The following is a 10854-nucleotide window of genomic DNA, read 5'->3' as shown; positions in this document are numbered from 1 at the left end:
ATACAAATTTTAAAAGGAGCAAGTATGAAAAAATTAAATCTTTTAATGTTAGGGGTAAGCGCTCTAACCTATTCAACTTTTGCTAGTTCAGCTGTGAACTTAGGGGATAGTGGCGTATCTCTAGGGGGAAGCGTTAGGGGAGAATTGGAATTAAAAAATCATAACCAAGGTGTACAAAAAGTCGGTGAAGAAAAAGCTGGATTAAAATTTGATTCTCCTGCATGGATAACTCTCAATATTGATGGGAAGCATGAATCAAAAGTAGGTAATGTGGTTTGGCGATTAGCACAAAGAGCGGTAGCTGATGTTAGGTATGATAAGCCTGGAGAAAGAGAAGCTTGGGTAGGTCTAAGCGGAGAATTAGGTACTTTTAAAATAGGTAATCAATTTTCTAATTTTTATCTAGCAGCTGATAGTTATGGTGCTGCGGTAGGGATGTGGAGTCTTTTTTCTGATTACGGATCTCAGCAAACTCAATATACTAGATCACTCTTTTATGAGACACCTGTTCTTTCTGGGGTTAAGTTACAATTACAAACCGACATCGGTGGGGTAGGAGAATCTGACAGGGAACCTGGTGTTTACAGACGTTCTTTTGCCTATGAAGTAGTATTAAACTACGATACTAAGTTTAGTGAAACCCAAGGTGTAGAAGTAAATTTAGGATACTACCAAGGTAAAAATGACGGTACTCTTAATGCCGCAGCTAGTGCCTTTAATGGTAAAAGGGTGGCACAAAGTAGTAAAGTTTCTGCGTTAACAAATACAGCTTCTACTATTTTAGCTACAGTTAGCTATAAAGTTTATGACTTTGATGTGGCTCTAGCTTATAAACATAATCTTTGGAACGGAGAGTTAGATGGTGGTACTCGCTTCCCAGGACTAAATACCGGAGGTAAAGATTTAGCTAATGATCAAGTATCAGTTAAAGTAGTTTATGAGCTAGGATTTGGTAATGTTGGGCTAGGTTATCAGTTTGTAACTAAAGATTTTGTATTAGATGATACAAAAACAGTGGTAGAAAAGAAAGGTAATGTTAATAGTATTCATTTACAGTATAATCATTATCTTTCCGATCAAGGTGCAAAAGGGGCAGCAGCTTATTTTGAAGCTAGACATGCTATTTACTCAGAAGCAAATACTTTATTAGCTTCTGTTGATGGTAGACTACCACATAAAAAAGATGTTTCTAGGGTATTAGTAGGTTTTGTTTATCCTTTTTAGTTAAAACAGCATATATTATATAAAAAAATATCACATTTCCAAGAGCTAAATATAAAAATTTAGCTCTTTTTGTTTAGCCTTTTTATACTTTCTTTAATAGTAAATTGAGTGTATTAAGGTAAATTAGTTATAGTATTAGTTATCTATCATAATAGTATCTTATAACAATATTTCTTATAGTGTATTATATGCCATATTGTATAAGCCCTCTCAGATTTTTTCTAATAAATAAAGATTATGCTTGTTATTTAATCATATTTTAGGTATACTTTAGAAAGTAATAAAAGAAGATTACCAACCTTTTAATAAAATTAACTAAGGATAATAGTCTTTTACGACTAGTTAATATTTTTGTAGGAGCAAAAGATGAAAAAAAAATTAAGTTATTTAATCTTGGTGGTAACAGCACTAAGTTATGCTAGCTTTGCTAATTCTGCTGTGAATTTAGGTGATAGTGGGGTATCTCTTAAAGGAGCATTGGAAATAGATCTATTTGGCAGAACTAGTAATAAAACTATCCAAAAAGCAACGGCAACTACACCAAAAGCCGGGTTTGAGTACTTTATAGAAACAGATATAACTCTTAATATTGATGGAAAACATGATAGTAAATTCGGTAATGTTGTGTGGAGATTAGCTCAAAAAGTAGCAACTGATTACCGATATGATGTTCCTGGACAAAGAGAAGCTTGGGCTGGTCTTGAAGGTAAATTCGGTACTTTAAAAGTTGGTAATCAATTCTCAAATATGTATTTAGTAATGGATGGTCCTGGTGCAGGTGGTCATGGTATGGGAAATTTATTCTCTGATTATGGTGCTCATGAAGTGCAATATACTCGGTCTATTATGTATGCTACCCCGGTATTTGAGGGAGCTCAGTTAATATTCCAAACAGATATTGGCGGAGTGGGAGAAATTCAAAGTGGGAAAAATGCCGGAGATACAGTTCGCTCATATGCATTTGAGGCTTTATTAAATTACGATAGAGAACTTACTTCTAGCCAAAGATTAACTTTCAATTTAGGGTTTTATCAAGGTAAGAATAACGGTACTTTAAATACAGCAGCTGATGCTTTTAACGGTGCTAGAACAGCTCAAGCTTCAATGGTATCTACTACGGAAAATACAGCTAATGTAGTTTTGGCAACATTTGTTTATAAAATTGCTGATATAAGTTTAAATGTTGCTTATAAACATAATACTTGGAAGGGTGACATATATTATGATAAAAAATCCTTCCTTAATACCGATGATAAAACTTTGGCAAACAATCAAATCTTAGGGAAAATAGGTTATGACCTTAAGTTTGCTAACATCAACTTAGGATACCAATTTGTAACTAAAGATGTAGGTGCAAAAGAAGGAATTGTTAATATTATAGAAACAAAAGGTCATATTCAAAGTATTCATTTACAATATAATCACTATATTTCTGAAGCCGGAGCTAACGGTGGTGTAGCTTTTGTGCAAATAAGACATGCTATGTATAAAGATAAAGGTACAGTTGCCTATGCTGTAGATGGTAAATTATCTGAAGAAAAAAATGTTACTAGATTCCTAGTAGGTATTTGGTATCCTTTTTAACTCTAAGTTAAAATAAATATCACTAACTTAAAGGAGCTAATTTTTATTAGCTCCTTTTTTATATCTTCAACTTTTTATAGTCTTTAACATAATAGTTAGATTAAGCTTTTAATTTATAGATTTTTATTATACACTACTATGTAATAACAGTGTAAAAATAAATTTTTTAATGTATATAATTTAAGCAAATACCTCACAATGGGAGAAAAAAGAAATTATTATGAATATTACAGAACAACAACAAAACGGCTTAATTAAAATTTTTGATATTGAACTAAATCAGAAAGCTTTAACTCTTATTAAACAGGAAAGATTAACTGAACTTGCTACAAAAGTTAAATTAGACGGATTCAGACCAGGCAAAGCACCAATTAATATGATAGAAAAAAAATATTCTGATTCTATAGCCTCTGATGTACTTGAGAAAGCTTTGTCAAAAGCAGCACTTAAAATCTATGAAGATTATAAAATTAATTCTGTAACCAAACCTAAAGCTAATGTGAAAGACTTTAATCTTAATAAAACTTTAACTTTCTCTTTAGAATTTGAATTATTTCCTGAAATCAATGATTTACATTTATCTGAAATTTCTTTAAATAAAGAAATTATACAAATAACAGATGAGAATGTTATGGAAACCCTAAATAATTTAGCTAAACAATATAAAAATTACCAAGATCTTACAGAAAATAGAACTATCAAAGAGGGAGATGTAGCTGTTATAGATTTTGTAGGTAAAATAGCAGATAAAGAATTTACCGGAGGTAAAGGTAGTCATTATCCTCTTGAGATTGGCTCCGAATCTTTTATTCCTGGTTTTGAAGAACAATTGATCGGTAAAAATATTAATGATGAAGTAAAAGTTATGGTAAAGTTCCCAGAAAATTATCATGCTACTGAATTAAAAGGTAAAGATGCTGTTTTTGAAGTTAAGATTCATAAATTACAAGAAGTTACTCCTAGTAGTTTAGATAATGAATTAGCTAAAAAATTAGGATTACAGTCTTTTGAAGAGCTTAAATCCAAAATAGCTGATAATTTAAAAATGCAGTTTACAAACATTGTAAGCAATACTTTAAAAAAAGAGTTGGTTGATATTTTCTCAGAACATAAAAATTTTAGTATGCCTAAAACCCTATTAGAACAGGAAGAAGTTGTTTTATGGCAGGAATTTAAAAATTTTCAAAAACATATGCAAGAACATGAACAAGGTCTACACAAGGATCATCCGCAACATGCTAATCCTTATGAGGGGAAAACTGAGGAAGAAATTAAAATTAATAATAAAAGTATTGCAGAGAAAAGAATTAGATTAGGTTTAATTTTAAATGATATAGCTTCAAAAAATTCTATAAGAATTGAGGACTCTGATTTGCAAAAAGCACTATTAAATGAAGCAACTAACTATAATGTACAGCCTAAAGTTTTAGTGGATCATTATAAAAATAATCAAGGAGCTTTAAAATCTCTAAAGAATAGGGTTTTAGAAAATAAGATTCTAGATTTTATTTTATCTAAAATTTCTTACCAAGAAGTTACAATACCGTTAGATGATTATAGAAAAAAACATAATATTAATTTATAAATATTGTATATCATTAGAAGCTTAAGTATCTCATTGAATGTTATAGGTAATTAGAGTATAATTTATTATTTATTAAGATTTGTTATTTACAATGAGATTTGTGTGTTTTGATAAATTTAATATAATGAAAAGTAAAGGTAAGAGATAATATGAATATTATAAACTCTCATTTAATTCCTATGGTAATAGAACAAACCTCAAAAGGTGAGAGAAGTTATGATATCTATTCAAGGCTACTTAAAGAGAGAATAATTTTTTTGAATGCTCCTATTGAAGATAATCTATCTTCCTTAGTTTGTGCACAATTATTATTTTTAGAAGCAGAAGATTCTGAGAAAGATATACATCTCTATATTAATTCACCGGGCGGAGTAGTAACAGCAGGGCTTGCAATTTATGATACTATGAACTATATTAAATGTGATGTTACTACAATTTGTGTAGGGCAGGCTGCCTCAATGGGTTCTTTATTATTAAGCTCAGGGAGTATTGGTAAAAGATTTGCTCTCCCTCATGCTAGAATAATGGTACATCAACCCTCAGGGGGTACAAGGGGGCAGGCAACCGATATAGAAATTCAAGCTAAAGAGATTTTATATTTAAAATCTTTACTTAATGGTATTTATGCTAAAAATACCGGAAAAAAAACTCTAGAGATAGAAAAATCCTTAGAGAGAGATAATTTTATGAGTGCCAAAGAAGCACTAGAATTTGGACTTATAGATAAAATTATGAATAATAGAGCGGACATTTAATAAAAGAATAATTATTTATGAAAAAACCTAATAAGAAAGATAATACAACTATGCATTGCTCATTTTGCGGAAAATCACAAGATGAGGTTTCTAATTTAATTCACGGTATTAACGGTAATATATGTTTAGAATGCGTTGCAGTTTGCTCTAGTTTAATTAATGATGTAACTACATTGGGAACTGAGGAAGCCAGAGAAATAATGCTTACACAAAAAACTGATACACCATCTTTAAATCAGGAAATAAATTTTTTAAAACCACAAGAAATTTTAACTAAACTTAGTGAATATGTAATAGGTCATGTTGAGGCTAAAAAAGTTTTGGCAGTTGCAGTTTATAACCATTATAAAAGAATTTTTAGTCCGAATATTACTGATAATATGCTATATAAAGATATAGAGATTCAGAAATCTAATATTTTAATGTTAGGAGCAACCGGTAGCGGTAAAACATTATTAGCAGAAACACTTGCTAAGATCTTAAATGTTCCCTTTGCCATAGCTGATGCTACATCTTTAACTGAAGCCGGATATGTGGGAGAAGATGTAGAAAATATAGTATTAAGGCTTTTAAGAGCAGCAGATTTTAATATTCAAAAAGCAGAACACGGTATTATTTATATTGATGAGATTGATAAAATAGCTAAGAAATCAGAAAATGTTTCTATTACTAGGGATGTTTCAGGAGAGGGAGTACAACAAGCCCTTTTAAAGATTATTGAAGGTACGATTGCTCATGTGCCACCTCAGGGTGGTAGAAAACACCCTAATCAGGAATATTTACAGGTAAATACTAAAAATATTTTATTTATTTGTGGCGGGGCTTTTTCAGGAATTGATAAAATTATTACTCAACGATTATTTAAATCATCAATTGGATTTGGTGCTAATATTAATAATAAAGCTAAAGAACAACATGATATTTTAAAACTTATTTCTGCTGAAGATTTGTTTAAATATGGTTTAATTCAAGAGTTTGTAGGGAGGCTTCCTGTGGTTGTAACTTTAGATGATATGGATATTGATACTCTTTATAAAATTATTAAAGAACCTAAAAATGCTATTATTTCACAATATGCCAAATTATTAGAAATGGATGGAATTAAACTAACTTTTAGTGATGATGCTTTAAAAAGTATTGCTGAGAAAGTTTTTGAACAAAAATTAGGAGCTAGAGGATTAAGATCTTATATAGAAAAATTATTACTGGATGTAATGTTTGAAACCCCTAATATGAAGAGTATCAAAGAAGTTACTATTGATAATGAAGTTGCTTTATTAAGAAAAAAACCTATATATACAATGAGTACATAAATAAAAACCAGAAATAAAGGATATCTTATGGTTAAGGAATCAGTAATAATAAATAATATGCTACCGTTAATATCAATGAAAGATATAGTAATTTTTCCGGAAATGGCAGTATCTTTATTTATAGATAGAGATAAATTAATTAAAGCTATTAATCAGGCTACTAATAGTTCTAATTTAATGATAGCAGTGGCTCAGAGAAATACTGAATTAGACAATCCTCAAAAGAAAGATTTATATGAAATCGGTACATTAGTTGAAATTTTACAAATTCTTAAACTTCCTGATAATACCATAAAATTATTAGTAAAAGGATTAAAGCGAGTAAATATCTTAGAAATAGTGGAGCAAGAGTTATACTTAGCTAGTTATAAAGAAATTATTGATAAACAAGAATATGGTGATAAAGCTTTAGAAGAAATTAAGAATAATCTTTTAGACTTATTTACTCAATACGTGAATAATAGTAAAAAAATTCCCCAAAATGTTTTATTATCTATTAAAAAAATTGAAAGTGTTACTTATTTAGTAGATATAATAACCTCACATTTACCAATTAAAGTTTCTCAAAAGCAGGATGTATTAGAAAAAGATAATTTAATTGAACGTATAGCGTATATAAATTCTATATTAGAAATAGAAATAGATATTATTAATATGGAAAAGAAAATTCGTAGTAATATTAAACAGCAAATGGAAAAAAATCAAAAAGATTATTACTTAAATGAGCAAATTAAGGCTATTCAAAAAGAGCTAAATAATGGTGAAGATGTTAAGGACGAATTAAAGGAATTACAAGAAAAATTTAAAAAATTAAAGTTAACCGCAGAAGTTAAAGAAAAAGTAGACACTGAAATTAAAAAGCTATCTACTATGAACCCGATTTCCGCAGAAGCTGCAGTAGTTAGAAATTATTTAGAGTGGTTGTTGTGTATCCCATGGCAGGAAAAAACTAAAATTAATATTGATTTAAAAAAATCTGAAAATATCCTTGATGCACAACATTACGGATTAGGAAAAGTAAAAGAACGAATTTTAGAATATTTAGCAGTATTAAAGAGATCCAAAGCTCTTAAGGTTCCTATTTTATGTTTAGTTGGACCTCCTGGTGTTGGGAAAACTTCTCTAGCAAGGTCAATTGCAGAAGCCTCAGGTAGAAAATTTATAAGAATTTCTTTAGGAGGAGTAAGGGATGAAGCAGAAATAAGGGGGCATAGAAGAACTTATATAGGAGCAATGCCAGGTAAAATAATTCAGAGTATGAAAAAAGTTAAGGTAACTAATCCGTTATTTTTACTTGATGAAGTTGATAAAATGGGTTCGGATTTTAGAGGAGATCCTTCATCAGCTTTACTAGAAGTTTTAGATCCTGAACAAAATTCAGCTTTTGTAGATCATTATATAGAAGTAGAGTATAATTTATCAGATGTAATGTTTATTACTACTGCAAATTCTTTAAATATTCAAGAAGCCTTATTAGATAGAATGGAAGTTATAGAGTTATCAGGTTATACAGAAGAAGAAAAACTTCATATAGCAAAACAACATTTAATACCAAGAAATATTACTGATACAGCCTTAAAAAAACAAGAATTTTCCATGACAGATAATGCAATTTTAAATTTAATTAGGAATTACACTAGAGAATCTGGGGTAAGACAATTAGATAGAGAAATTTCAAGTTTAGCTAGAAAATCTGTTAAGAAAATATTAGAACATAAAAAAGGGTATACTGTAGAAATTACAAAAGATAACTTAAATAAATATGCTGGGATTTTGAAGTATAGACATCAAGAAAAAGAAGAAAAGCATCAAGTAGGAATTACTACAGGATTAGGTTGGACTAGGGTGGGAGGTGAAATCTTATCCATTGAAGCATTAAAAATACCAGGTAAAGGCAATATTAAAATTACCGGAAAATTAGGTGAAGTTATGCAAGAATCAGTACAAGCTGCTTTTTCTTTAGTCAAGGCTCAGGCTGAAGAATTACAGTTAAATTTAGATGTTTTAAAAGATCATGATATTCATATTCATGTTCCGGAAGGTGCTACTCCTAAAGACGGACCTTCTGCTGGAATCGCTATGGCTACCTCTATTTTTTCTATAATAGGTAATTACAAAGTTAAGAGTGATGTAGCAATGACAGGGGAAATCACACTAAGGGGTAAAGTATTAGCTATAGGAGGATTGAAAGAAAAAATCTTGGCCGCTATAAGAGCTAAGATTAAAACTATTATTATTCCTAAAGATAATGAAAAAGATTTAGTGGAGATACCGAAAAATGTTTTAAAAGGAATAAAAATTGTACCTGTAAGCTATGTAACAGAAGTTTTTGATAATGCTTTAATAAAGTAATTGACTTTTATAAAGATTTAATATATAAGATATAGTGTTGCAGTTTAATAATTTAGGTACAATACAAATTATTAATATCTTTAAAAATACTATAAGATTATAGATTTTTAAAGAAAAATCAAAAATCGGGCGGTTAGCATAATGGTTGTGCATCTCGTTTACACCGAGGAGGCTGGGAGTTCGAGTCTCTCACCGCCCACCACACTTAATACTCAAGACTTATAAAAACTCTATGGTTTTAGGGTTGTCAAGGGAAAAATAAAATATTTTAAAATATGGATTTTGTGGCATCTGTGTTTGTAATGAGAAGCTATTAAATGGGACAAGTGTAATGAGAAGGTATATATGTAATGAGAAGCTATTAAATGGGACAAGAATAATGGTGTGTAGAGTTTAAAATAGTGGGAAATACCGCAGAATAACGGGAAATAGTGGAGATTTTGTTATAATTAGTTCTAAAAAATAAAGGAATTATTAAATGGGACAAGATTTTTATAAAAACATAAGGAAATAGGCACTTTTAAACAAAGTGTCTATTTTTTTGTAAAAAAGCAATGTCCCCTTTTAATAAAAAATATAGCATGTAAAAAACTCTCTACAATCTTTTGAAAATAAGAGTTGTATAGGTTATTTTAAAATATCTTAAAAATAAGGAGTAAAGTCCCCTATTTTTAGGTGATTCTCTATTTACTTGTATCCTTATTAAAATATGAGGGTATAAAATAGCATTTTATTGCTTTACATTTTCTACATTGAATTTCAAATGTAGCTATAGGTTTTGATGATTGTATTTTGATAGGTTCTTTAACAACTGATAGTTTTGAATTGCATTTTGAACATCTAATATCCATGGTATTGCTTCCTTTTTTTTGTTTTATTAAAACAGAAGCTACGCACTTTATTAGTGTTTAAATATATAGGAGTTAAGCCACACTTTTTTCAAGTGCGTAACTCCCTGGTAACAATTATATGTTTATTTCTTTCTAAATGCTAGTACGATTTCTTTATATTTTGTGAATACCTGTTCTAAAGTGATGTTAGGGTTCATTCTTTTTTCTGCCATGATGATTCTTTGCATACCTAAAACCAAGACTTCATCAAACTCAATTTCATTTCTTTCTGCAAATTTTTTAGATTCTCTAAAAATTTCACCAAAGAATTCATCTTCTATATACGGTTCAGCTCTTCCTAACACTAACCAATCCATAGAAACACCTGTTTTCTCACAGATCTGCTGTAGCATATCTGCTCTAGGTTTTGATCTACCACCCCACCAATCAGATATAAGAGAATTAGATACATTGTAAATTTTTGCGAATTCTTTTTGGTTACCATAATAAATTTTTATTACTTGTTTTAGTCTGTATTCTAAGGTTTCTTCTATCTCTTTAAACTCTTGCATAGTATCCTTTTTAATCTAATTACGAATTTTTCATAAAAATATTTGACATTACGAATAATTCGTAATAATATAACCTATATAAGTTAATAAAGTGTAACACAAAAATAAAAAAGGTTAAATGATGGATGTAGCGGATATTAAATATCAACTAGCAAAAAAAGGAATTACTTTTGTGGGTTTAGATAGAAAGAATGGATTAAGTAGAGGAATTTGTAGATTAGCAGTATCTAATCCTCATGCAAAAGGAGAAAAAGCTATAGCTGATGCTTTAGGTATGCATCCTAAAGAAATATTTCCAAATAGATACGATGAGTATGGAAATAGATTAAGACCTCAACCAAAAGAAGAATATCTATACACTCCAAAAATGAGAGCAGAGGCTAGATAATGCTTAAAGAGTATTTTTCTATCGCTGAAATATTAGATCTTAAGTTGGAGGGTTATACCGCTAGATCTAAATTAGTTATTAAAGTGGAAGTTGAAAACTGGTTATTTCAAGTAACTAGATTATCTCATAGTGATAAACCAGTGAAAGAATACCACATCTCTAACTTTCCAGCTAAAACTAGAGAAAAGATAGTAGCAAGATTATTAGAGAGAGCAAAAAAAGAGGCAAGAATAAACGGGAAAAACATTAAA

Annotated in this window: 9 protein-coding genes and 1 tRNA gene; 9 read left to right on the top strand and 1 reads right to left on the bottom strand. The window is 29.7% G+C overall.

What is annotated here, in order from left to right; genetic code table 11:
• From ACQCX0_RS02790 to ACQCX0_RS02760, 7 genes are all read left to right on the top strand, one after another.
• Positions 1-1224: porin (locus ACQCX0_RS02790; protein ID WP_462562646.1), on the top strand; the 1224-nt coding region annotated here is incomplete at its 5' end.
• A gap of 366 nt (positions 1225-1590) precedes the next feature.
• Complete coding sequence (locus ACQCX0_RS02785; protein WP_462562645.1) at positions 1591-2808, top strand: porin; 1218 nt, start codon at positions 1591-1593, stop codon at positions 2806-2808.
• A gap of 220 nt (positions 2809-3028) precedes the next feature.
• Positions 3029-4393, top strand: coding sequence for a trigger factor (gene tig, locus ACQCX0_RS02780; RefSeq protein ID WP_462562644.1), 1365 nt, complete (start codon positions 3029-3031; stop codon positions 4391-4393).
• Between the two features lie 149 nt (positions 4394-4542).
• Positions 4543-5148, top strand: coding sequence for an ATP-dependent Clp endopeptidase proteolytic subunit ClpP (gene clpP / locus ACQCX0_RS02775; RefSeq protein ID WP_462562643.1), 606 nt, complete (start codon positions 4543-4545; stop codon positions 5146-5148).
• Between the two features lie 17 nt (positions 5149-5165).
• Positions 5166-6461, top strand: a complete 1296-nt coding sequence (gene clpX, locus ACQCX0_RS02770; RefSeq protein WP_462562642.1) for an ATP-dependent Clp protease ATP-binding subunit ClpX — start codon at positions 5166-5168, stop codon at positions 6459-6461.
• A 27-nt stretch (positions 6462-6488) separates the two neighbouring features.
• Positions 6489-8813, top strand: coding sequence for an endopeptidase La (gene lon / locus ACQCX0_RS02765; protein ID WP_462562641.1), 2325 nt, complete (start codon positions 6489-6491; stop codon positions 8811-8813).
• A gap of 127 nt (positions 8814-8940) precedes the next feature.
• Positions 8941-9015, top strand: a tRNA-Val gene (locus ACQCX0_RS02760).
• Positions 9016-9786: 771 nt separating this feature from the next.
• Here ACQCX0_RS02760 and ACQCX0_RS02755 read toward each other — a convergent pair.
• The gene (locus ACQCX0_RS02755; RefSeq protein ID WP_462562640.1) at positions 9787-10215 is read right to left on the bottom strand and encodes a helix-turn-helix domain-containing protein; all 429 of its coding nucleotides are present in this window, start codon (positions 10213-10215) and stop codon (positions 9787-9789) included.
• A 118-nt stretch (positions 10216-10333) separates the two neighbouring features.
• Here ACQCX0_RS02755 and ACQCX0_RS02750 point away from each other — a divergent pair, with 118 nt between their 5' ends.
• Entirely contained in the window at positions 10334-10603 is a 270-nt protein-coding gene (locus ACQCX0_RS02750) for a helix-turn-helix domain-containing protein (RefSeq protein WP_462562639.1), read from the top strand.
• Positions 10603-10854, top strand: a 252-nt coding sequence (locus ACQCX0_RS02745) for a hypothetical protein (protein ID WP_462562638.1), incomplete at its 3' end; no start/stop codon positions are given. The genes ACQCX0_RS02750 and ACQCX0_RS02745, both read left to right, overlap by 1 nt.

The organism is Candidatus Hepatincolaceae symbiont of Strigamia maritima, assembly GCF_055505085.1.
The sequence above is the reverse complement of the archived record's forward strand: the minus strand, read 5'-3'. Positions and strand labels throughout refer to the sequence as shown.

Bases quoted from the DNA above. Each gene is read 5' to 3' on its own strand.
- clpX (WP_462562642.1), top strand. From the start codon at position 5,166: ATGAAAAAACCTAATAAGAAAGATAATACAACTATGCATTGCTCATTT.
- tig (WP_462562644.1), top strand. From the start codon at position 3,029: ATGAATATTACAGAACAACAACAAAACGGCTTAATTAAAATTTTTGAT.
- ACQCX0_RS02750 (WP_462562639.1), top strand. From the start codon at position 10,334: ATGATGGATGTAGCGGATATTAAATATCAACTAGCAAAAAAAGGAATT.
- clpP (WP_462562643.1), top strand. From the start codon at position 4,543: ATGAATATTATAAACTCTCATTTAATTCCTATGGTAATAGAACAAACC.
- lon (WP_462562641.1), top strand. From the start codon at position 6,489: ATGGTTAAGGAATCAGTAATAATAAATAATATGCTACCGTTAATATCA.
- ACQCX0_RS02755 (WP_462562640.1), bottom strand. From the start codon at position 10,215: ATGCAAGAGTTTAAAGAGATAGAAGAAACCTTAGAATACAGACTAAAA.
- ACQCX0_RS02785 (WP_462562645.1), top strand. From the start codon at position 1,591: ATGAAAAAAAAATTAAGTTATTTAATCTTGGTGGTAACAGCACTAAGT.